The 21081-nt window shown below is 72.8% G+C and carries 20 protein-coding genes; 5 read left to right on the forward strand and 15 right to left on the reverse strand.

Going from position 1 to position 21081, the window contains the following annotated elements:
- Positions 1-10: 10 nt before the first annotated feature.
- A complete protein-coding gene (gene pepN / locus ACQP03_RS27405; protein ID WP_357175685.1) occupies positions 11-2527 on the reverse strand; it encodes an aminopeptidase N in 2517 nt (838 codons plus the stop codon).
- A 69-nt stretch (positions 2528-2596) separates the two neighbouring features.
- Here pepN and ACQP03_RS27410 point away from each other — a divergent pair, with 69 nt between their 5' ends.
- Positions 2597-2815, forward strand: a complete 219-nt coding sequence (locus ACQP03_RS27410; RefSeq protein ID WP_355053179.1) for a DUF397 domain-containing protein — start codon at positions 2597-2599, stop codon at positions 2813-2815.
- A gap of 102 nt (positions 2816-2917) precedes the next feature.
- On the opposite strand, the gene ACQP03_RS27415 is transcribed toward ACQP03_RS27410, so the two are convergent.
- The gene (locus ACQP03_RS27415; RefSeq protein WP_357134506.1) at positions 2918-3304 is read right to left on the reverse strand and encodes a hypothetical protein; all 387 of its coding nucleotides are present in this window, start codon (positions 3302-3304) and stop codon (positions 2918-2920) included.
- 219 nt (positions 3305-3523) lie between these two features.
- Between ACQP03_RS27415 and ACQP03_RS27420 the strand changes: the two genes are divergently transcribed.
- Together ACQP03_RS27420 and ACQP03_RS27425 are read left to right on the forward strand one after the other, a co-directional pair.
- Positions 3524-4768, forward strand: coding sequence for a cytochrome P450 (locus ACQP03_RS27420; RefSeq protein ID WP_357134504.1), 1245 nt, complete (start codon positions 3524-3526; stop codon positions 4766-4768).
- Between the two features lie 108 nt (positions 4769-4876).
- A complete protein-coding gene (locus ACQP03_RS27425) occupies positions 4877-5917 on the forward strand; it encodes a glycosyltransferase (protein ID WP_357134502.1) in 1041 nt (346 codons plus the stop codon).
- Between the two features lie 98 nt (positions 5918-6015).
- Here ACQP03_RS27425 and ACQP03_RS27430 read toward each other — a convergent pair whose 3' ends face one another.
- Genes ACQP03_RS27430 through ACQP03_RS27440 form a run of 3 tightly spaced genes read right to left on the reverse strand, consistent with a single transcriptional unit; the run spans position 6016 to position 7986 of the window.
- Positions 6016-6666, reverse strand: a complete 651-nt coding sequence (locus tag ACQP03_RS27430; protein WP_357175688.1) for a DUF3618 domain-containing protein — start codon at positions 6664-6666, stop codon at positions 6016-6018.
- Positions 6663-7130 carry a phage holin family protein gene (locus ACQP03_RS27435; RefSeq protein WP_357134500.1) on the reverse strand — a complete coding sequence of 156 codons (468 nt, stop codon included), beginning with the start codon at positions 7128-7130 and terminating at the stop codon, positions 6663-6665. Before ACQP03_RS27435 ends, ACQP03_RS27430 begins: the two co-directional genes overlap by 4 nt.
- 31 nt (positions 7131-7161) lie before the next feature.
- The gene (locus ACQP03_RS27440; protein ID WP_433458980.1) at positions 7162-7986 is read right to left on the reverse strand and encodes a hypothetical protein; all 825 of its coding nucleotides are present in this window, start codon (positions 7984-7986) and stop codon (positions 7162-7164) included.
- Positions 7987-8216: 230 nt separating this feature from the next.
- Here ACQP03_RS27440 and ACQP03_RS27445 point away from each other — a divergent pair, with 230 nt between their 5' ends.
- On the forward strand, positions 8217-8708 hold the full coding sequence (locus ACQP03_RS27445) for a DUF4383 domain-containing protein (protein WP_433458982.1): 492 nt from the start codon (positions 8217-8219) through the stop codon (positions 8706-8708).
- Between the two features lie 176 nt (positions 8709-8884).
- Here ACQP03_RS27445 and ACQP03_RS27450 read toward each other — a convergent pair whose 3' ends face one another.
- The 9 genes from ACQP03_RS27450 to ACQP03_RS27490 all read right to left on the reverse strand — a co-directional run bounded on the left by ACQP03_RS27450 (position 8885) and on the right by ACQP03_RS27490 (position 19068).
- On the reverse strand, positions 8885-9334 hold the full coding sequence (locus ACQP03_RS27450) for a GNAT family N-acetyltransferase (RefSeq protein ID WP_433458984.1): 450 nt from the start codon (positions 9332-9334) through the stop codon (positions 8885-8887).
- Positions 9335-9404: 70 nt separating this feature from the next.
- On the reverse strand, positions 9405-10880 hold the full coding sequence (obgE, locus tag ACQP03_RS27455; RefSeq protein ID WP_357397631.1) for a GTPase ObgE: 1476 nt from the start codon (positions 10878-10880) through the stop codon (positions 9405-9407).
- A 93-nt stretch (positions 10881-10973) separates the two neighbouring features.
- Entirely contained in the window at positions 10974-11228 is a 255-nt protein-coding gene (gene rpmA / locus ACQP03_RS27460) for a 50S ribosomal protein L27 (protein ID WP_043966727.1), read from the reverse strand.
- Positions 11229-11239: 11 nt separating this feature from the next.
- Positions 11240-11554, reverse strand: coding sequence for a 50S ribosomal protein L21 (rplU, locus tag ACQP03_RS27465; RefSeq protein ID WP_007464063.1), 315 nt, complete (start codon positions 11552-11554; stop codon positions 11240-11242).
- Positions 11555-11721: 167 nt separating this feature from the next.
- Complete coding sequence (locus tag ACQP03_RS27470) at positions 11722-12198, reverse strand: hypothetical protein (RefSeq protein ID WP_357134492.1); 477 nt, start codon at positions 12196-12198, stop codon at positions 11722-11724.
- 220 nt (positions 12199-12418) lie between these two features.
- Complete coding sequence (locus ACQP03_RS27475; protein WP_357397638.1) at positions 12419-15487, reverse strand: Rne/Rng family ribonuclease; 3069 nt, start codon at positions 15485-15487, stop codon at positions 12419-12421.
- A gap of 131 nt (positions 15488-15618) precedes the next feature.
- Entirely contained in the window at positions 15619-16314 is a 696-nt protein-coding gene (locus ACQP03_RS27480) for a TIGR03936 family radical SAM-associated protein (RefSeq protein WP_433461220.1), read from the reverse strand.
- 192 nt (positions 16315-16506) lie between these two features.
- The gene (locus tag ACQP03_RS27485; RefSeq protein WP_357134489.1) at positions 16507-18510 is read right to left on the reverse strand and encodes a TIGR03960 family B12-binding radical SAM protein; all 2004 of its coding nucleotides are present in this window, start codon (positions 18508-18510) and stop codon (positions 16507-16509) included.
- 285 nt (positions 18511-18795) lie between these two features.
- A complete protein-coding gene (locus tag ACQP03_RS27490) occupies positions 18796-19068 on the reverse strand; it encodes a hypothetical protein (protein WP_433458988.1) in 273 nt (90 codons plus the stop codon).
- Between the two features lie 126 nt (positions 19069-19194).
- On the opposite strand from ACQP03_RS27490, the gene ACQP03_RS27495 reads away from it, so the two are divergent.
- Positions 19195-20277: a hypothetical protein gene (locus tag ACQP03_RS27495; protein ID WP_433458990.1), complete on the forward strand. Its 1083-nt coding sequence runs from the start codon at positions 19195-19197 to the stop codon at positions 20275-20277.
- A 48-nt stretch (positions 20278-20325) separates the two neighbouring features.
- Here the strand turns inward: ACQP03_RS27495 and ACQP03_RS27500 are convergent, their stop codons facing one another.
- Positions 20326-21015: a lysophospholipid acyltransferase family protein gene (locus ACQP03_RS27500; protein ID WP_357134485.1), complete on the reverse strand. Its 690-nt coding sequence runs from the start codon at positions 21013-21015 to the stop codon at positions 20326-20328.
- Positions 21016-21081: the final 66 nt, after the last annotated feature.

Genomic DNA, 21081 nt, shown 5'->3' on the forward strand with positions numbered 1-21081 from the left:
CCGGCCGACCTCAGGCCGAGGCGGCGGCCACCGCCGTGCGCGCCACGAGCGCCCGCCGCAGGTCGTCGTCGGCGTCGGTGACGACCCGCCGCAGGCCCGCCGTCAGGTCGTCGCGGGCCAGCAACGCCGCGGCCGCCTCCCGGGTCGGCTGCGCGACGGCGTAGCGGGGAAACGCCAGCTTCGCCACCCGGTCGGCCGTCCAGGGGGTACGACGACGAGCGGCGGCCGGCATCTCGGCGAAGTACCACCCGACGTACGCGGCGGTCAGCTCGGGCTGCTCGGGCTGCCAGAACCCCTCCGCGGTGGCCTCGAGCAGCCGGTTGGACAGCTCGGTGTCCCGCATGAGGATCTCCCATGCCGCCTGCTTCGCCGCCGGGTCGGGCCGGGCGGCCCGGCAGTACGCGGCCTGTTCCGCGCCGGCGGAGCTGACGTCGGCCCGCGCCTCCTCGGCGATCTCCGCCTCGCCCGCCGCGCCCAGCACCACGAGCCGGCGCAGCACCGCCCACCGCAGCTCCGCGTCGACGGCCAGCCCGGCCGGTACGTCCCGGCCGGCGAGCCAGCCGACGAGCAGGTCGCTGTCGGTGGTCGCGGCGATCCAGCCCCGGGCGGCGGCGAGCTGCAACGACTCCCCCGCCGGCGCGCCATCGAGCAGACGCCGGCACGCCTCGGCGACCCGGGCCAGCGCCGCCGAACGGGCCAGCGGGTCGAGGTAACGGTCCACCAGCGACCGGCTGATGACGAGCACGTCCTCCGCGATGATCACCTCGGTCTCGACGGGCAGCGCCGCGACCATCAGGTCGACCAGGCCGGCGACGGGCCGTTCGCCGTCGGTCGCCGCGTCCAGCGCCTCGCCCCAGAGCACCGCCCGGGCGAGCGGATCGGTCAGAGAAGGCAGCACCACCGCGACCGCGTCCGCCGACGCCTCGTCGAGGCGTACCTTGGCGAAGGTCAGGTCACCGTCGTTGAGCAGCAGCACCTGGGCCGCCGGCTCGCCCGTCAACGCGCCGAGCACGGTACGACCGCCGTCGACGGCCGGATCGAGATCCACCTCCGCGCGCTGGACGACGCCGTCCGCCGCGTACCGACCCACCCCGATGCGGTGCGGACGCAGCACGGGGTGCGACGCGGGGGCGGTCTGCACCACGGCGACCTCGGTGTAACGCCCGTCGGCGTCGACGTGGACCTCGGCGCGCAACGTGTTGACCTGCGGCCGGCGCAACCACAGCTCGGCCCAACCGGACAGGTCCCGGCCGCTGGCGGCGGAGAGGCTGGTGAGCAGGTCGGCGAGGGTGGCGTTGCCGAAGCGGTGCGCGGCGAAGTGCGCGTTCAGGCCGGCGAGGAAGGCCTCGTCGCCGAGCCACGCGACCAGTTGCCGCAGCACGGCGGCGCCCTTGGCGTACGAGATGCCGTCGAAGTTGAGCAGACCCTCGTCGGCGTCGGCCACCTCCGGCGGCGCGACCGGGTGGGTGGAGGGACGTTGGTCGGCCGCGTATCCCCAGGCCTTGCGGCGCATGGCGAACGTCGTCCACGCCTGGTCGAAGCGGGTGGCCTCGGCGGTGACCCGGGTGCCCAGGTACTCGGCGAAGGACTCGTTGAGCCACAGGTCGTCCCACCAGCGCATGGTGACCAGGTCACCGAACCACATGTGCGCCATCTCGTGGGCGATGGTGGTGGCCCGAACCTCGCGCTGGGTGTCGGTGACCGCCGAACGGAACACGTAGTCGTCGCGGAAGGTGACGATGCCCGGATTCTCCATCGCGCCGGCGTTGAACTCGGGCACGAACGCCTGGTCGTACTTGCCGAACGGGTAGCGCTCGGCGAAGAGCTGGTGGAACCGGTCCAGGCACCGCCCGGTGATGTCGAAGATCTCCTCGGCGTCGGCGTCCAGGTGCTCGGCGAGCGAGCGTCGACAGTAGATCGCCAGCGGTATGCCGTCGTGCTCGGCACGGCGGACGTGGTACGGCCCCGCGATCAGCGAGAAGAAGTACGTCGCCAGCGGCGCGGTCGGGGCGAACTCCCAGCGCCCCGGGGCCGGGGTGGCGACCACCTCGGCGTTGCCGGAGACCGTCCACCGCGGCGGCGCGGTGACCGAGAGGGTGAACGGGGCCTTGAGGTCGGGCTGGTCGAACGCGGCGAAGATGCGCTGGGCATTGTCGAGGAACGACATCGCGTAGAGGTAGGTCTCGCCGTCCGCCGGATCGACGAAGCGGTGCAGCCCCTCCCCGGCGTTGGAGTACGTCATCTCCGCCTCGACGACGAGGGTGTTCGTCGTGTCGAGATCGACCAGCGGCAGCCGGTTGTCGGTCAGCGTGGCGGGGTCGACGGCCCGGTCGTTGAGGCGTACCGCGAGGAGGTTCGCCGGCCTGACCTCGGCGAAGGTCGCGGCCCCGGCGGTCGCCCGGAACCGGATCTCGACGCGGGACCGGAACAGATCGCCGTCGCCGGTCAGGTCGAGGTCCACCTGATAGGACTCGACAGTAATCGCCGCGCCACGCGCGGTCGCCTCTACACGGGTCAGGCTCGGCATCCGCTTATCCTGCCCGATGGGGATCGGCAGGCGGTCCCCACCTGGCCCCCTGCAGTGGAGGAAAGAACCATGGCGCAGCACCCCAAGGGCGATTTCGACCTCTCCCGCGCGGTCTGGCAACGGGCCGAGGGGGACACCTCCGAGAGCGCTGTCGAGGTCGCCTTCGTCGACGACCTGATCGGGATGCGCAACTCCGCCGAGCCGCAGGGCCCGGTGCTGGTCTTCACCCAGGCCGAGTGGGACGCGTTCGTGGCCGGCGCGCAGGACGGCGAGTTCGACCTCGACTGATCCGCAGTGGCACGTGCCGGTGTCCTCTTCGAGGGGGACACCGGCACCGGTCGCGCGGTGGGGGTTTCTCAGCAGGGTTAGGGCGGGTGTCAAAGCCCGTGGCTAGTCGCCGTCGCCCCAGCCCAGACCGCCCGGGCCCGGCGCGTGGTGGAAGCCGGGATGGTCGGCGACGTCGACGCAGCGCTCCCCGTCCGGGCCGACCGCGCCGCAGAACAGCCGTTCGGCCCGGTGCCAGGCATCGGCCGGCGACAGGGCCGCCGCACCGAGCGCCAACTCCGGGCGGAGCAGGCTCAGCGCCTCCGCGTACGCCACCGCCTGTTCGAGCGCGTCGGCCGCGCCCGGCGCGGTGAAGCCCAGGTGCACGGTGAAGAACCGGCGCGGTCGGGCCGGCCGGCCCGGCGGGCCGATCAGCGGCCGCCCGGCCCGGCCCGCACCCAGCGTCTCGACCGCCCGCCGCTGCCGCCAGCGCGGCGGCCTGTTGTCGTTCATACGTCCTCCCCGTGGTCGTGGACACCTCGGCCCGACGGGGTCGTCACCGTCGTCCGACGATGCCGGCCGACGACGGCCCCACCGGCAAGCCAACCAGGTTCCGCCGCCCGTGGGAGGGGCCAGCGGACGCGCTGTCGACGCGGGGATTGCGCGGCGGCCACGAGGGTAGACGTGCCCCGGCGGCGACGCGGGCCGCCGCCGGAACCTCGAGGAGGCCCGATGGCGACCATGCCGGCCGACCGCGGCCCGGACAGCACCCTCGCCCTGCTGCGCGCCGGCTACCGGTTCATCGGAGAACGCTGCGACCGCCTGGGCAGCGACGTCTTCTCAACCCGGATCCTGCTCACGCCGACCATCTGCCTGCGGGGTCGACCAGCCGCCACCCTGTTCTACGACAACGAGCGCTTCCAGCGCGAGAGCGCCATGCCGCTGCGGATTCAGCGGACCCTCACCGGTCGGGGCGGCGTGCAGGGGCTGGACGGCGCCGCGCACACCGACCGCAAGGCCATGTTCATGTCGATCATGACGCCGACGGCGATCGCGCGACTCGGGCACCTCTTCGACGCCGAGTGGCGGGCCCGGATTCCCGCCTGGGAGGCGGCCGGCGCGGTGCCGCTCTACGACGAGCTGGGCCGGCTGCTGACCCGGGTGGTCTGCGCCTGGGCCGGCGTGCCGCTGGCCACGTCGCAGGTCGACCGCCGCGCCGTCGACCTGCACGCCATGATCGAGGGCCCGGCGGTCGTCGGCCCACGGCACTGGCGGGGCCTGCTCGCCCGCCGCCGCGCCGAACGCTGGATCGGCGACCTCGTCGAACGGACCCGGGTCGGCATCCACCCGGCCCCGGCCGACAGCCCGCTACGGGTCGTCGCCGAGCACCGCGACACGCGCGGGGCGCTGCTCCCCCGCCGGATCGCCGCCGTCGAACTGCTCAACCTGCTGCGTCCGACGGTCGCCGTGGACCGGTACATCGTCTTCGCCGCGCTCGCCCTGCGCGACCACCCCGCGTGGCGACAGCGGGTCCACGGCGACGACGGGGCCACCGAGCAGTTCGTCCAGGAGGTACGCCGTTACTACCCGTTCTTCCCGATGGCCGCGGCCCGGGTCCGGCGCTCCTTCGACTGGCAGGGCCACCACTTCCCACAGGGGCGGCGGGTGCTGCTCGACCTCTACGGCACGAACCACCACCCGGCGCTCTGGCCCGAACCGGAACTGTTCCGCCCCGAGCGGTTCGCCGACCGGCGCGTGGACCCGTTCGCGCTGATCGCGCAGGGCGGCGGCGACCACAGCACCGGACACCGCTGCGCCGGCGAGTGGATCACCATCGACCTCATGAAGCGGGCGGTCACCCACCTGACCGGCGGCATGCGCTACGACGTGCCGCCGCAGGATCTGCGCCTGGACCTGCACCGGATGCCCGTCCTGCCACCCGGCCGCATGACCGTCACCAACGTCCGCCGCGCCTGAGGTCGTCGTTGTCCCGGGGGTCGGTGCTTCGCACCGGTTTGGGCGGCCGCCGTGCGGGCAGGCGCAGCGGGCGGCACACCCGCCGCGCAGCACCGCCCAGGAGGCGCGATGCCCTCTCCGGCCACCGGTGACGCCCGGCGCGCCGCGCGTCACGACACCGGCGGAACGGCCCTGCCGATGGCGTACGTCCTGCCGCTGCGCTGGCACACCGACGCCGGCCTGGACGAGCTGACCGGCTACCTGCGCCGGCTGAGCGGTCTCGTCGACGTGATCGTGGTCGACGGGTCGCCTCCGGAGCTGTTCGCCCGGCACGCGGCGGCCTGGCGGGCGCTGGTGCGGCACCTGCCACCCGACCGCGCCCGGCGCGGGCTCAACGGCAAGGTGGCTGGGGTGCACACCGGCGTCGGCGCGGCACGCCACGAGCACGTGGTGATCGCCGACGACGACGTCCGGTACGACGAGGCCGGGCTCCACGCGGTGCACCGACTGCTGGACCGGGTCGACCTGGTCCGGCCGCAGAACTACTTCGACCCCCTGCCCTGGCACGCCTGGTGGGACACCGGGCGGACGCTGCTCAACCGCGCTCTCGGAAACGACTACCCCGGCACCCTCGCGGTACGCCGCAGCACGTTCCTCGCCATGGGCGGGTACGACCCCGACGTGCTCTTCGAGAACCTGGAGCTGATCCGTACGGTGCGGGCTTACGGCGGCGTCGAGGTCGCGCCGCCCTGGCTGTACGTACGGCGGCTGCCGCCGGACGCGGCGCACTTCCGGGGCCAGCGGGTCCGCCAGGCGTACGACGACCTGGCCCAGCCGGTCCGCCTGCTGACCGCGCTCGCGGTCGTGCCCGCGCTGGCCGCGGCGGTCGCGTCCCGCCGGCCCCGGCTGCTGCTCGGCATGACGGCCAGCGTCGTCGCCCTGGCCGAGGCGGGTCGCCGCCGCGCCGCCGGTGCCACCGTCTTCCCACCGACCACCACGCTGGCCGCCCCGCTCTGGCTGCTCGAACGCGGCATCTGCAGCTGGCTTGCGATAACCCAGCGCCTGCTGAAAGGCGGCGTCAGCTACGGCGACACCAGAATCCGCACCCCAGCCCACCGCCACGAAGTCCCCGCGATCTTGCACTTTCTGCTGGGACAAAAGCCGCGTTAGTCGACAGGTCAGCAACAGGAAGTGCAAGATCGCGGGGAGATACGGCGACGGCTCGCAGCCACCGGGGTGGCCGCGAGCCGTCGTCGACGTCGGTGGCTTCAGGAACTGACCTGCTGGCGGGCCTGCTGTGCCTGGTCCTTGACGTCCTGGGCGGCCGAGCGGCCGTCGTCCTTGACCGCATGCACCGCGTCCTGGGCGGTGGACCTCACCGACTCGGCGGCGTGCTGGGCCGGCTCACGCAGCTCGTCCTTGAGTTCGCTGGCAACCTCGCCCAGCTTCTCCTTGACGACTCCGCTGTGCTCGCCGACCTTCTCCTTGACCTGCGCGGCCGCCTGCTGCTCCCGGCGGGACGCCGGAATCAGCGAGGAGGCCAGCCAGCCCACGCCGAAGGCGATCAGACCGGCGGCGAGCGGGTTGCCCTGCGACTTCTCCCGGATCACGCGGGGCGCGCTGTGGGCCGCGTCGCTCACCGAGGAGGCCGCCGACTGCGCGGCGTCGCTGACGCTGGACGCCGCCGACGACGCGCGGTCACCCACCGAGTGGGCGGCGTGGCCGGTGCCCTGGCCGAGGTCGGAAGCGGTTCCCATGACCTTGTCCCTCACATTCTGCAGCGCGGAGCGGGCCCGCTGCTTACGGTCGTCGACGATGCGGCTGGGGCTGACCTTGTACGCCAACGCGTCCACGTCGGAGCTGAGGCTGTTGCGGGTGGCTTCGATCTCCCGGCGGATCTGGTCGGGGTCGGTGCTCATCGGGTGACTCCCTCCGGGTGGGGCTTGAGCGCGTCGGGGATCCGCTGCACGCTGTCGTTGGTCTGCTTGAGCCCGCGTACGTGCTGGGCGTTTTTCTTCGCCGCCGAGTAGAGGACGGCGGCGACCACGGCCCAGAGCACGGCCACGATCAGCGCGGCGAGCCCGGAGTCCATGACGTTGTCCAAGAACTGCCAGATGGCGATCGAAACGAAGAGGGCCACCATGTAGCCGCCGAAGCCGGCACCGCCGAATAGGCCCGCAGCCTTGCCGGCCTTCTTGCCCTCCTGGCGGATCTCGGCCTTGGCCAGCTCGACCTCCTGGCGCATCAGCGTCGACAGGTCGGTGGTGACCTGACGCATCAGATCACCGAGCGAACTGCCCTTCACCTCGGCCGCGGTGTGCGGGGCACCCGCGTCGGGGTGGTAACCGGAGTCCAGTCCGGACCCCTGCGTCGGCATGCTCATGCCGCCGCCTCCCTTCGGATGACTCGACACCTCACGGGCGGGGGCTGCCGCTGGACGGCACGCCCGGCAGCGGGTCGGTCTGGGTCACCGGCGGCAGCGGCTGACCGGTGCTCGCCGGCTCGGTGTAGCCGCCCTCGCGGGCCGGATCGCGGTAGCCGCCCGGCGTCGGGTCGGCGTAACCGCCGGAGGTCGGCTCGGTGTAGGTGCCCGGGGTCGGGTCGAGGTAACCGCCGGCCGGGGTGGCGTCCGCGGCCGTGCGGGGCGTCGGCGGCGGGGTGGGGATCACGGCGGTGCGCTCCGGGTCGTACGCGCCCGCGCCGCGGTAACCCGCGGAACCGTTGCCGGAGTCGTCACCGGAGGCCGAGATGCCCTTGGTCAGGCGGCCGGCCAGCACACCGAGCACCGCCGCGCCGACCAGGAAGGTGCCCGGATTACGCCGCGCGTAGTCGCGTACCTCATTGATCAGGTCGCCGGGCTGGCGCTCCTCGAGCCAGCCGGCCACGCCGTGCACCCGGTCGGCGGCCTGGCGGGCCAGCTCGCTCACCGGACCGGCCTGGCCACCCTGCTCGGCCATCGAGCGCATCTCGTCGGCGATCGACCGCAGTCCGCCGGCCGCGCGGCGCTGCTGCTCACCGGTCTGGCTGGCGAGCTGGCTGCGGGCCTCGCCGTAGAGGTTGCGGGCCTGCCGGACGGCCTCACGGCCGACCTCGGTGCCCTGCTCCTTGGCGGTCTGGGCGACCGCGCCACCGGCGTGCGCCGCCTCGGACCCGACGTGCCGGGCCTGCTCGCGGACGCCGCCGCCGTTGGTGGACTCCTGGCCGTACGTGGTGGAGGTGGGTGACAGATCGTAAGTCATGATTTCCCTTCCGCTCGGAAGTGTCGTCGCGGTTGTTCTGGGGGAGGCGGCCGTGTCGCCGTGGCCGCTGACAACTCACCTACCCGGCGTTTTGGCTTCCATACCTGTTCGTGCATTTCTCTGCGCGAGCGTCGGGAGGGACTTCAAAATGGAGGATCGCGGGGCTGCGTCACGTCGCCGCTGCGGACAGCGACGTTCGCGGGACCGGGAGATCCACGAAAGGGGCACCGATGGCACGAGACGCGCGGGGTGGCCGACCTGCCGCGCCCCGACCGCGGGTGCAGGTCGCCGCGCTGGCCGTGGCCGGGGTCTTCCTGCTGATCGGTGTCCTCGGCTACATCCCCGGCATTACCACCGACTACGGCGATCTGGCCTTCGCCGGGCACCACTCGGACGCCAAACTGCTCGGCGTGTTCCAGGTCTCGATCCTGCACAACGCCGTACACCTGCTGTTCGGGCTGGTGGGTCTGGTGTTGGCCCGCAGCGTCGCCGGCGCGCGGGTCTTCCTGGCCGGGGGCGGCGCGATCTACCTCGCCCTGTGGCTGTACGGCCTGGCGATCGAGGCGATCGACGAGGAGGGTGGCGCGAACATCCTGCCGGTCAACGGCGCTGACAACTGGCTGCACCTCGCCCTCGGCTTCGGCATGCTGGCCCTCGGCCTGCTGCTGTCGAACGAAGCCGGGACCGGCGGACGCCTCGACACCCCGATCGACCGCCCCTGAGCTGCTACTTCGCGCGGATGCTCACCGGTACCTGGTGCAGCGCGGCTCGACCGGAGTCCAAGCCGGTCACCGTCGCGCACGCCGAGGCCGGGGCCTGACGCCGCCCGCGCGCCCATTAGCCGTTAGGAAGGGCCCCTTTCTATACACCAGGCGTTAGAAAGGTGCCCTTCCTTACGTCAGGCAGCGACCGGGAGCCGTTTGGCGAAGCAGACGCTGTACGGGTTGCCCACGTACTCGCCGTACACCGGGATCGGTTCGTAGCCGCACGAGGTGTACAGCCCGACGGCCGCCGGCAGGTACGTGCCGGTCTCCAGGCAGACCACGGTGTGCCCCTGCTGGAACGCGCACTCCTCCAGGGCGGCGAGCAGTTGCCGAGCGATGCCCCTGCCCCGGTACGCCGGCCGCACGTACATCCGCTTGACCTCGCCGGTGACGGCGTCGAGCGACTGGAGTCCGCCACAGGCGACCGCCCGACCGCGCATCACCACGGCCAGGTAGCGGATGTCGTCGTGGGTGACGGTGACCTGCCCGTCCAAACCGCCGTCAGCGACGCGCAGCTCACGCTGCTGGGCGACGACCAGGGCGGCGATTTCGGGATCGATGGCGGGCCGCGACTCGATCAGCATCACCCGACGCTAAGCGGGATTGATTTCGCGGAGGTTTCCGGCAATCAACCCGATCACGGAGCGCAACCGGCTACTCGGCGTCATCCTCGATGTCGTCGTCGCCCATGTCGGCGCCGATCTCGTCCGCGTCGATCTCGTCCTCCGGGCGCACCCGGCGGGCCTTGCGCGCGGCGAGCCGCTCCGCCGCCGACGCCCGGTTCGACTTCTCCTCCAGGCGGACGTCGGTGCCCCGGTTACCGGGCACGAACTCCACGCCCGCGTAGAGCGTCGGCTGCCAGTCGAACTCGCGCTCACCGATCCGGACCAGGTCACCGGGTTCGGCGCCGGCCTTGGCCAGCTTGTCCTCGACACCGAGGCGGGCCAGCCGGTCGGCGAGGTAGCCGACCGCCTCGTCGTTGTCGAAGTTGGTCTGCTTGACCCACCGCTCAGGGCGTACGCCCCGGACGGTGAACGAGCCGTCGGCCTCGGCCGTGATGGTGAACCCGGCGTCGTCCACCGCCATCGGCCGGATCACGATCCGGGTCGGCTCGGCCGGCGGGGCCGCCTTGCGCTCCGCCTCGACCAGCTCGGCCATCGCGTACGTCAGCTCCTTGAGCCCCTCGCGGGTGGCCGCGGAGACCTCGAACACGCGGTAGCCGCGCTCCTCCAGGTCCGGGCGGACGATCTCGGCGAGGTCCCGGCCGTCCGGCACGTCGACCTTGTTCACGGCCACCAGCCGGGGGCGGTCGGTCAGGCCGCCGTACTGGCTCAGCTCGGCCTCGATGGCGTCGATGTCGGCGACCGGGTCGCGGCCGGGCTCCAGGGTCGCCGAGTCGATGACGTGCACCAGCACCGCGCAGCGCTCGATGTGCCGCAGGAACTCCAGACCCAGGCCCTTGCCGGTGGCCGCGCCCGGGATCAGGCCCGGCACGTCGGCGACGGTGAAGGTGTGGTTGTCCATCCGGACCACACCGAGGTTGGGCACGAGGGTGGTGAACGGGTAGTCGGCGATCTTCGGCTTCGCGGCGGAGATCACCGAGATCAGCGACGACTTACCGGCCGACGGGAAGCCCACCAGGCCCACGTCGGCAACGCTCTTCAGCTCCAGCACGATGTCCAGCTGGTCACCGGGCTCGCCCAGCTCGGCGAAGCCGGGCGCCTTGCGCTTGGCGTTGGCCAGCGACGCGTTGCCGCGCCCGCCGCGCCCGCCCCGGGCCACCTCGAAGGTGGTGCCGGCGCCGACCATGTCGGCCAGCACGGTGCCGTCGGTGGTCTGCACGACCGTTCCGTTGGGCACCTTGAGCACCAGGTTGTGGCCGTTGGCCCCGTCCCGGTTCGACCCGGCGCCGCCCTTGCCGTTGTCGGCCTTGACGTGCGGGTGGAAGTGGAAGTCGAGCAGCGTGGTCACCTGCGGGTCGACCACCAGCGACACGCTGCCGCCGTGGCCGCCGTTGCCGCCGTCCGGCCCCCCGAAGGGCTTGAACTTCTCGCGGTGGATCGAGACACAACCGTGCCCACCATCGCCGGCCTGCAGATGCAGGACGACCCGGTCAACGAACGTCGCCACGGCGTCAATCCTTCCAGCGAGGGTCGACCCCGCACGTCGAAAAAGCCGAGCGGGCCGGGACCCGGAGGTCCGCGGCCCGCTCAGCGAAGAGAACTACTGCTGCGGAACGATGCTGACGGTCTTGCGACCGCGCTTGGTGCCGAACAGGACCGAGCCGGCGGCCAGGGCGAACAGCGTGTCGTCGCCGCCACGGCCGACCAGGTCACCGGGGTGGAACTTGGTGCCACGCTGCCGGATGAGGATCTCACCGGCGCTGACGACCTGACCACCGAAGCGCTTCACGCCAAGTCGCTGGGCCGCGGAGTCACGACCGTTACGCGAGCTGGACGCACCCTTTTTGTGAGCCATTGGAGGACGACCTACTTCCCGCTGGAGATGCCGGTCACCTTGACCTGGGTCAACGGCTGGCGGTGACCCTGGCGCTTGTGGTAGCCGGTCTTGTTCTTGAACTTGTGGATCCGGATCTTCGGGCCCTTGGTGTGCGCGGCGATCTCGCCGGACACCGCGACCTCGGCAAGCTTCGCCGCGTCGGTCACCAGGTCGTCACCGTCGACGAGGAGCACCGCGGTGAGCTTCACCGCGTCACCGGGGGCACCGGTGAGCTTCTCGACCTCGATCACGTCGCCCTCGGCGACCTTGTACTGCTTGCCGCCGGTCTTGACGATCGCGTACATCGGAGGCGGACTCCCTGTCGTTGAGGCTGCTGACTGGTCGTCCCCGCGGCGGCTCGCCGGGTAGCAGTGCACGGCGGCGCGGGCACGCGGGAACTCGGCACACCAAAGGTGGGCCGTAGGCAAGAGTACGCCATCGCTGGCATGGACCCCAAACCGGCCCGCCCTGGTTACCGGGCGCAGAGCTGATCGAGACGCTGCTGGAGCCGGTCCAGCTCGGTCTCGTCGATCGACTCGACGTCGACGCCGAGGGCGGCGACCTCCGTGCCGAGGTCACTGAGCAACGTCCTGAGCTGCGCGTCGGTGGCCTGAGCCCTCTGCTCCCGCAGCGCGGTCCGCCAGCCGGCCAGGGCCGCCTGCGCCCGGGTCCGGGCCGCGTCGGCCGTCACGGTGTCACCCGCGCCCACCGCGGCGACCATCTGGCCCAGCTCCTCGACGTATTCCCGGACGGCGGTGGTCCCGGCCCGCCGCGCCTCGGCACAGACCCGGGCGTCACCGCCCGTCGCGCCACCGCCCAGCGGCGTAGCAGCCGGACCCGTCGGCGCGGAACCCCCGGTCGGGCCCGCACCACCCGAGCGGTCGTCGGAGCAGCCCGCCGAAGCCAGGAGTACGGCTACCAGCAGGGTACGAGCGAGCAGGCGACGCATCTTCTTCTCCTGACCGGGGCCGAGCGTTCCCGCGTCGGGGTGACCCGAGCGGCGAGGTCCCTCCCCGTCACATTGCCGGGAAAGGGACCTCGTCAAACACCGGGCCGGTCAGCCGTCAGAGACGGGCGGGCCGGTCAGCCGTTCAGGGACGGCGGGCCGGTCAGCCGTTCAGGGACGGCGGGCCGGTCAGCCGTCAGAGACAGGCGGGCCGGTCAGCCGTTCAGGGGCGGGTCCGTCGGCGGGCGCCACCCCGACGGGAACGACGACGTCCGGTGCCACCCTCGGCGGCCTCCTCGTCGCCGTCGGCGTCGGCGAGAGCGTCCGGGTCGTCCGCCGCGGCCAGCCGGGCCGACTCACCCCGCTGGCTGTCGGACACCGCCGGAGCGGCCTCCGTCTCCGTCTCGTACCGGGACAGGTCGTACCCCATGGTGTCCTGGTAGTCGGCGTGCGGTTCGGCGTGGTTGTCGGTGTCGACGACCTCGATGACGGCGCGCTCGGCCGGGGCGCTCTTGCGCGCCCGGCGGCGGGAGGACGGCGTGCCGTTCTCCGCGGCCGGGGCGGCCGCGGCGGCCGGCGCCGACGACGCGACGGCCTTGACCTTCTCCGCGGCCCCGCCGGTGCGCGGCTTCTCCGGCACCGGCTCGGTGTGGATGATGACGCCCCGGCCCTTGCAGCAGTCGCACGTCTCGCTGAACGCCTCGAGGAGGCCCGCGCCGATCCGCTTGCGGGTCATCTGCACCAGACCGAGCGAGGTGATCTCGGTGACCTGGTGCTTGGTGCGGTCCCGACCCAGGCACTCGGTGAGCCGGCGCAGCACCAGCTCCCGGTTCGACTCGAGCACCATGTCGATGAAGTCGATCACCACGATGCCGCCGATGTCCCGCAGCCGGAGCTGGCGGACGATCTCCTCCGCCGCCTCCAGGTTGTTGCGGGTGACCGTCTCCTCCAGGTTGCCGCCGGAGCCGGTGTACTTGCCGGTGTTCACGTCGACGACCGTCATGGCCTCGGTCTTGTCGATCACCAGCGAACCGCCGGACGGCAGGAACACCTTGCGGTCCAGACCCTTGATGATCTGCTCGTCGATCCGGTACTCGGCGAACACGTCGTTGGTGCCGACGTGTCGGCGGACCCGGTCGACCAGGTCCGGGGAGACGTGCGACAGGTACGACTCGACCATGCCGTACGACTGCTCGCCCTCGATGACCAGCTCGCGGAAGTCCTCGTTGAACAGGTCCCGGACCACCCGGATGACCAGGTCGGGCTCCTCGTAGAGCAGCACCGGGGCGCCACCCTCGGCGGCCTTGGCCTGGATGTCCTCCCACTGCGCCTGCAACCGCTTGACGTCGCGGGCCAGCTCGTCCTCGCTGGCGCCCTCCGCGGCGGTACGGACGATCACGCCGGCGCCGTCCGGGACCAGCTTCTTGAGCACGTCGCGCAGCCGCTTGCGCTCGGTGTCCGGCAGCTTGCGGCTGATCCCGGACGCGTTGCCGTTGGGCACGTAGACCAGGTGCCGACCGGAGAGCGCGATGTGGCTGGTCAGCCGCGCGCCCTTGTGCCCGATCGGGTCCTTGGTGACCTGGACCAGCACCGAGTCGCCGGAGCGTAGCGCCTGCTCGATCGAGCGGGCCCGCCCCTCCAGCCCGGAGGTGTCCCAGTTGACCTCGCCCGCGTAGAGCACCGCGTTGCGGCCCCGGCCGACGTCGACGAACGCCGCCTCCATGCTGGGCAGCACGTTCTGGACCTTGCCCAGGTAGACGTTGCCGGCCATGGTGCCGGAGGAGTTGCGGGTGACGTAGTGCTCGACCAGCACCCCGTCCTCCAGGACGGCGATCTGGGTACGGTCGCCGCGCTGCCGGACCGCCATCACCCGGTCCACCGCCTCCCGGCGGGCCAGGAACTCCGACTCGCTGAGGATCGGCGGCCGCGTACGGCGCTGCTCCCGGCCGTCCCGGCGACGCTGGCGCTTGGCCTCCAGCCGGGTCGAGCCGGACACGCCCTGGACCTCGTCGACCGTACGACGGGGTTCGCGGATCTTGACCACGGTCGGCACGCCGTCGTCGGCGGCCGCCCCCTCGGTGTCACCCGCGCCCCGGCGACGACGGCGACGGCGACGGCGGGTCATCCCGTCCCCGCCCTCGGACTCCTCGTCCTCGTCGCCCTCGCCCTCGGCCTCGACCTCGGCGGTCTCCTCCTCGGCCTGCGCCGCCTCGTCGGACTCTTCGTCCTCGGCGTCGTCGGCGCCACCCTTGCCCCGGCCCCGACCACGGCGACCACGGCGGCGGCGACGGCGCGCGGCGGCGCTGTCCTCGTCGTCCTCGTCCGCCTCGGTGGCCTCGTCGGCCTCCTCGGTCGGCTCCTCCTCGGCCTCGACGGCCTCGATCGGCTCCACCGGCTCCGCGTCGCGGCGGCCGCGCCGCCGACGACGGGAGGGCTCGGCCTCGACGGCCGGCTCCTCGGCGACCGGCTCGGGCTCGGCCGGGCGGGTCACCGGCACGGCGTCCGGCTGAGGCGCCATGAACAGCACGGTGGGCGCGGAGAGCGCTGCGCGACGACGGCGGGTCTTCGGCGGCTCGGCCTCGATGGCCTCGGCCGGCTCGATCGGCTCGTCCGTCACGTTGGCCACGGCGACACCGGGCGGGACATCCCCGAACGCCTGCTCGGCCGCGCCCGGCGGGGTCTGCGCCTCGTCCAGCTCGGCTTCGGCCTCCCGCAGGTCGGACTCGGCCGGCGTCTCGTCGGCCGGGACGGGCTCGGGCTCGGTGACGGCGGCCGGCTCCGACTCGACGGCCGGCTCCGACTCGACGGCAGCGGCGGGCTCCGGCTCGGTGACGGCGGGCGTCGCCTTCTTCCGCCGGGTGCGGGTCACCTTGACCGGGGGAACGACCTCGGGGGACGACAGCTCCGCGCTGGCCGCGACCAGCGGCTCCTCGGCGGTCGTCTCGACCGGAGCGGCCTTGCGACGGCGGCGGGGGGTTTTCGGAGGGACGTCCAGGTCACCGGAGATCGGGGCGAAGACCTCCGCCTGCGGCGACTCGACGGCGCCGATCCCACCGGTGGACGCCTCGACGGGCGCCTCGGCCTGCTCCGGCTGGTTGAGCGGGGCGGCCCGACGCCGGGTGACCCGGGCCCGTCGCGGCTTCGCGGCGGGCTCGGCGCTCTCGGCCCCGGTCTGCTGCGCGCCGGTGGCTTGCTCGGTGCCGGCGGTGCTGTCGGTGTTGCTCTGGTCAGCGGTATCCCCGGCCGGCTGTGAACCGGTCCGTTCGCCGCCCTCGGGCTCGTTCTCGAGCATGGACGTTCTCCAGTTCTGGCTGCCCCGGGCGCGGGTGAGCGCTGCCACGCAGGGTCGCCGCAAAAGTGTTTCCGCCGGGCGCGCGTGGTGCGCGACCGCCGAAGTCTGCCTGCAAGAGCGCTGACCGTCGGTCAGTGCCCAACGATGGCTGCCCCGCCGCGGTCCGCATCCAACGGATCCACGATCGCACCCTGCGCGGTCAGCGTGCCCTGAGCCAGCCGGGTCACCCTCGGCGAGACCGGCGGCTCCAGGTCGGCCACCACGCGGAGGCCGGAAAGGACGTCATCGGGCCGTACGGACGGAGTGACCTGCCGTACGACCAGTTCGAGTATCGCACACGGTACGGCCGGCGCCCCGGAAGGCGTCTGCGTCGGGGGTAGGACATCGATTGATATGACTGCCGCGCGGGCGTCGAAGGTGCGTCGCCCCTGCTTGGTCATCCGCTCGACCAGAACCTCGTCGGCGGCGGTGAACGCGTCCACGGCGGTGCGCAGGGTCGCCGTGTCGACCTCGGGCAGCTCGATGTGCCAGTGCGACGCCTCGATACGGTCGGCCAGGCTGCCACCCTCGGCGATCACCACCTCCAACACGTCCAGCCCGGGCGAGAGCGCGGCGTCGAGCGCGGCGCGCAGCGCCTCCGGGTCGACCGGGGCCTGAAGGCCGATCTCCAGGTACTCCGCCTCGCTGGCGACCCCGGTCGGAGCGGCGCTGGCGTAGGAGATCTTCGGGTGCGGGGTGAAGCCCTGGGAGAACGCGATCGGTACGGCGGCGCGACGCAGCGCGCGCTCGAAGGCCCGGGCGAAGTCCCGGTGCGAGGTGAACCGCAGCGGCCCGCGCTTGGCGTACCGGATGCGGGCGCGCTGGACGACCGGCGCCTGCCCACCCTCCGGCTGGTTTCTCTTACTGATCGTCTCGCTCCTCGAAACTCAGCACCTCGTTGATCATGAAGTTATTGTCGACGACACGCCGTGGTGCGGGCAACAACTTCATGATCGACGCGAGCGACCCACTGGGGTCGGTCAGGGGGCGGGGGTCTTCAGGGGGGTGATCGGCGTCAGGGGGAGGAGTTTCTTGCCCGTCGGGCCGATCTGGATCTCGGTGTCCATGGAGGGGCAGACGCCGCAGTCGAAGCACGGGGTCCACCGACAGTCGTCCTGCTCGAACCCGCTGACCGAGTCCTGCCAGTCCTGCCAGAGCCAGTCCTTGTCCAGGCCCGAGTCAAGGTGGTCCCAGGGCAGGACCTCCAGCTCGTCGCGCTGGCGGGTGGTGTACCAGTCGAGGTCCACCCCGAACGCGGGCAGCGTCTCGGCCGCCGCGTCCACCCAGCGCTGGTACGAGAAGTGCTCGCTCCACCCGTCGAACCGGCCGCCGTTCTCCCAGACCCGGCGGATCACCGCGCCGACGCGGCGGTCACCCCGGGAGAGCAGGCCCTCGATCAGCGACGGCTCGCCGTCGTGGTAGCGGTAGCCGATCGCCCGGCCCAGCGAACGGTCGGCGTTGATGGCCTGCTTGAGGATCTTGAGCCGGTGGTCGATGACCTCCGGACGGTCCATCGAGGCCCACTGGAACGGGGTGTGCGGCTTCGGCACGAACCCGCCGATCGAGACCGTGCAGCGGATGTCCTTGGAGCCGGTCGCGGCCCGCCCGGCCCTGATCACCTCGTGGGCCATCTCGGCGATCTCGAGGACGTCCTCGTCGGTCTCGGTGGGCAGGCCGCACATGAAGTAGAGCTTCACCTGCCGCCAACCGTTGCTGTACGCGGTGACGACCGTGCGGATCAGGTCTTCCTTCGACACCATCTTGTTGATGACCTTGCGGATCCGCTCCGACCCGCCCTCTGGGGCGAAGGTCAGACCGGTACGCCGCCCGTTGCGGGACAGCTCCTGCGCGAGGTCGATGTTGAAGGCGTCCACCCGGGTCGACGGCAGCGACAGCGACACGTTCGTGCCCTCGTACTGCTGGGCCAGGCCCGAGCACATGTCGCCGATCTCGGAGTGGTCGGCCGAGGAGAGCGACAGCAGGCCCACCTCGTTGAAGCCGGAGAACTCCAGGCCCTCACGCACCATCTGCCCCACGGTGGTGATCGACCGCTCCCGCACCGGGCGGGTGATCATGCCGGCCTGGCAGAAGCGGCAGCCCCGGGTGCAGCCCCGGAAGATCTCCACGGCGTACCGCTCGTGCACCGTCTCGGCGAGCGGCACGAGGGGCTTCTTCGGGTACGGCCACGCGTCCAGGTCCATCGTCGTGCGCTTGTGCACCCGGAACGGCACGTCCGCCCGGTTCGGCACGACCCGCTGGATCCGCCCGTCCGGCAGGTAGTCGACGTCGTAGAAGCGCGGCACGTAGACGCTCTCGGTGCGGGCCAGCCGCAGCAGCAGTTCGTCGCGGCCACCCGGGGAGCCCTCGGCCTTCCACTCCCGGACGATCGCGGTGATCTCCAGGACGGCCTCCTCGCCGTCGCCGAGCACCGCGGCGTCGATGAAGTCGGCGATCGGCTCCGGGTTGAACGCGGCGTGCCCACCAGCCACGATCACCGGGTCGGCGTCGGTACGGTCGGCGGCCAGCAGCGGAATGCCGGCCAGGTCGATCGCCGTCAGCATGTTGGTGTAGCCCAGCTCGGTGGAGAAGGAGATGCCGAACACGTCGAACTTGCGCACCGGCCGGTGCGCGTCGACGGTGAACTGCGGCACGCCGTGCGTGCGCATCAGGCTCTCCAGGTCGGGCCAGACCGCGTACGTCCGCTCGGCGAGGGTGTCGGGCAGCTCGTTGAGCACCTCGTAGAGGATCTGCACACCCTGGTTGGGCAGGCCCACCTCGTACGCGTCGGGATACATCAGCGCCCAGCGCACCGTCGCGGCGTCCCAGTCCTTGACGACCGCGCCCAGCTCACCGCCGACGTACTGGATCGGCTTGGAGATCTGCGGGAGCAACGGCTCGAGCCGGGGCCAGATCGACGGCTCCGAGCTGGAGTCGTCGCCCGAATTGGTCGCGGCCGCGCGCGGCGTCGTGGACGGGGCACTCATGATGCCCAAGGGTACGCGCCCGCTCGACGGTGACCGCGCGCACGCCACGATGCCGGCCGACCGGCCGACCCGAGCCCCGCGCCGGCCGACCCGAGCCCCGCGCCCGGTGCCCGGGCGGCGGTGGTGGCGGCACGGTACTAACCTCGGACCGGCGCGAGAGGAGATTGCCGCGATGCCGGAGCCCCAGCCGGGAGCACGGCCGGCCGACGGGCGCACCCCTGGCCCGAGGCCGGACGACGCTCCGGCGGTCGCCGACGAGTCGACCTCCCCACCCGTACCCCCGAATCAGCCGGCCGCCCCCGACGGCCCGGAACCCCTGGTCGAACCGACCGCCGCCGCCCCGGCGGAGGCGGCGACGCCCGAGCCCGCGGCGAAGCCGGACCCGACGCTGTCCGAGCCCGCGGCGAAGCCGGACCCGACGCTGTCCGAGCCGGCGGCCGAGCCGGACCCGACGGCACAGCAGCCGGCGGCCGAGCCGGACCCGACGGCGCAGAAGCCGGCAGCCGGGCCGGACCCGACGGCGAAGGAGCCGGCGGCCGAGCCCGAGCCGGCCGACAAGCCCGAGCCGCACCCGACTTCCCCGGAGCCCGCGGCCGAGGCCAGGCCGGCTGCCGGGCCCGAACCCACGGCCCGCGAGCGCGTGGGTGAGGGCCCCGACTCCCCCGCCGCGCCGCCCGCGCCCCGGTGGAGCGGATCCGCGCCGGTTCCGCCTGCGCTGCCGCGTCGGCGCGCCTGGGGGAGTCGGCCGAGCCGACCCCGCCGCCGCCGTTGCCGGAGCAGCCGCTCGAGCACCGCACCCCGGTCGACCCGTGGGCCGGGGTGGACACCGGCGGCTGGGACCTGCCGTCCGCCGAACTGCCTCCGCTGCCGCCGACGCTGGGCTACCCGGTCCCGCCGGCCACCCGGCAGTGGTCCGGGCCGCCGGTCGGCGCGCATCCCGTCTCACCGCCGCCGGTCGGGACGCACCCCGTCTCGCCGCCGCTCCACCACCAACCCGCCGCCCACCCACCGCCGGCCTACCTGCCGCCGGTCGCCTACCCGCCACCGCACGCCCGACCTGCCCCGCCGCATCCACCCACCGCCGCCGGGCCCGCCGCGCCGGTCCGCCCGGCGCCGCCGGCCCGGGTGCCGAAGCAGCGCCGGGGGCGGGGTCCGACCGCGCCGCCGCCGCTCGGGGAGGCCGCCAAGGGGTACCCGCCCCCTCGACCACGGCGCCGCCGGCGTCGCTGGCCGTGGCTGCTGCTGCTCAGCCTGGCCTGCTGCTGTGGCTGCCCCGCCTACTACGGCCTGCCGATCTCGTCCCAGTACCCGGCCAGCGCCGCGCTGCCCGAGCAGGTCGCCGACCTGAGCCTGCGGCAGGACGACGGCAGCTCCGAGACGGCCAAGCAGTTGGAGAAAGAGGTACGCCAGGAGCACCTGCTGGCCGAGGACACCTTCGCGGGCGTCTACCGGACGGCGGACGGCAAGCAGGTGACGGTATTCGGCGGCACCGGCTTCCGGCTGACCCCCGAGGCGGACGCGGACGAGGAGATCACGCGGCTCGGTGAGCGCTACGCGCTGGAGGCCCCCGAGACGGTGCGGACCGGCGTACGGGGTCGGTACGAGCGCTGCGCGATCGGTCGACCAGCCGGGGGCGACGTGGTGGTGTGCACCTCGGTCGACCACGGCAGCATCGCCACCGGGGTGTTCACCCGGCTCTCCGTCTCGGACAGCGCGACGTTGCTCGACACCCTGCGCACGCAGATCGTCCAGCCCAAGCAGGGCTGAGTCGCATCCGGGCCGCCGCTCGCGGGCATCCGGACGGCCTGGGCGGGGTCAGACCTCGCTGGCCGGGTCGGTGTCGGCGCGCTTCGGCGCGTACCGGGGGATGTACTCCTGGCCGGTGAGCTTCTGGATCTCGCTCATCACCTCGTCGGTCATCTGCCGCAGCGAGGTGCGATCGTCCGGGCGGCCGGTGAAGTCCAGCGGCTTGCCGAACTTCACGGTGATCTTGGCAGTGCCGGGGCGGGGTACCCGCGCCCCGATCGGCTGCGCCTTGTCGGTGCCGACCGTGCCCACCGGGATGATCGGCACACCGGCGGCGACCGCCAGCCGGGCCGCCCCGGTCCGACCCCGGTAGAGCTTGCCGTCCGGGGAACGGGTGCCCTCCGGGTAGACCACCACCAGGTCACCGCCCCGCAACGCCGGGATGGCGGCGTCGAAGGCGGACAGCGCGGCGCGCCCACCGGCCCGTTCGACCGGGATGGCGCCCAGACCGGTGAGGACGAACTTCGAGAACGCGCCCTTCGCGCCGGTGCCGGTGAAGTACTCGGACTTGGCCCAGAACGCCAGGTGCCGGGGCACCACCGTGCCGAGGAACAGCTCGTCCGCCACCGAGAGGTGGTTGCCGGCGAAGATCGCGCCGCCGGTCTCCGGCACGTGTTCCAGACCCTCCACGGTCGGGCGGAACGCCAACCGCAGCGCGGGCGCCACGGTGAGCTTGCCGATGGTGTAGAGCAGGGGCACTGGTCCTCCGGCAGATGAGGTGCGAGCAGGCGGTGTCACGGTAGCGGACGCCCCCACACCCCACCG

The organism is Micromonospora sp. CA-248212, assembly GCF_050948405.1.
Classification (GTDB): Bacteria; Actinomycetota; Actinomycetes; order Mycobacteriales; family Micromonosporaceae; genus Micromonospora.